The sequence below is a fragment of the Arcicella sp. GW821-FHT09D11 genome (assembly GCF_059416265.1).
This window is the reverse complement of the sequence record NZ_JBWKOV010000022.1, coordinates 1-1,382: the sequence shown is the minus strand read 5'-3', so window position 1 is coordinate 1,382 and position 1,382 is coordinate 1. Positions and strand designations below refer to the sequence as shown.

The window sequence follows — 1,382 nt, the reverse complement described above, 5'->3', positions numbered from 1 at the left end:
TGTCTTGTCCTAAAATAAGTTGACAGTTTCGGTTAAGTTATCGAAATTAGTTATAAACTTTAAAGTAATGGGACAAAGAAAATTAAAAAGCGAAAAAATTGTCAATGAGTCATTTAAACGCAAAGTTATCGAAGAGTACTTATCTGGAGGTGTAACAAAGAAGTTTTTATTAAAAAAGTACAATATTCGTTATCAAAGCGCAATCCAAGAATGGATGAAGAAATTAGGCTATGAAGACCCCTATCGTCATGTTCATATTCCAAGTACATTTGAAGAAATTAAATTAAATAGACAAAAGGAACTTGATAAAATTAATGAGTTAGAGCAAGCGCTACAAGCTGAGAAAGATAAAGTTTTATTATACCAACAAGTAATTGATTGGGCAGAGAGAGAATATAATTTACCTATTCTAAAAAAGGATGTTGCCAAGTAATTCATACTTTTCATCAATCTAAGGTAATGCCCTTATCTCGGATGTGTAAATTACTTGGCATAAGTCGTCAAAATTATTATCAGTATTGGCAAAGAGTAGAATGCGTAAGTATTGAAGAAAGTTTAGTTATTGATGAGGTAAAACGACTTCGAAGAATTCATCCTATTCTTGGTACAAAGAAGCTGTATATATTGCTTACGCCTTTTCTTTTAGAACATCAAATTAAAATAGGAAGAGATGCTTTATTTGAACTATTATCCCAATACAAACTTTTGGTTATCAGAAAAAAAAGGAAGTCAAGGACAACCTATTCTGAGCGATGGTTAAAATATGAAAATTTAACAATAGGTTGGAAGCCTGATGCAATAAATCAATTATGGGTAGCAGATATTACCTATGTTAGGTTAGAAGAAGGAGGTTTTGCTTATCTAAGTTTACTAACAGATGCTTATTCAAATAAAGTAGTGGGCTTTCAGGTAGGAGAAAGTTTGGAAGTAAAACATTGTTTGGTAGCATTACAAATGGCAATTGATAGAGAGCATGCATACATTAATAAAAACTTAATTCATCATTCTGACAGGGGTATTCAATATGGTTGTTCTGATTATACAGCATTACTTGAAGAGAATAACATTGCTATAAGTATGACAACAAATTCTGACCCATTAGAAAATCCTATCGCAGAACGAATAAATGGTATTATTAAGGATGAATATCTTTATCCTTTAAAATGTTGCAAAAACTTAGCAGATGTGAAAATAGAATTACCTCAAATCATTGAATTGTACAATAATCAAAGACCTCACATGAGTATAGGGATGAATACACCTAATGATATTCATTTAGGTATAGGATATAAAAAAAGACTATGGAAAACATACACAGAAATACAAAATCAGAAAAGAAGTCAAGGTCAAAAATGACTGTCAACTTATTTTAGGACAAGACA

Annotated in this window: 2 protein-coding genes; both read left to right on the top strand. The window is 30.8% G+C overall.

Features of this window, described 5'->3' with window-relative positions:
* Positions 1–67 precede the first annotated feature (67 nt).
* Complete coding sequence (locus AC07N0_RS23120) at positions 68–433, top strand: hypothetical protein (RefSeq protein WP_494591201.1); 366 nt, start codon at positions 68–70, stop codon at positions 431–433.
* 26 nt (positions 434–459) lie between these two features.
* A complete protein-coding gene (locus AC07N0_RS23115; RefSeq protein WP_494591200.1) occupies positions 460–1,356 on the top strand; it encodes an IS3 family transposase in 897 nt (298 codons plus the stop codon).
* The last annotated feature ends 26 nt before the right edge of the window (positions 1,357–1,382 follow it).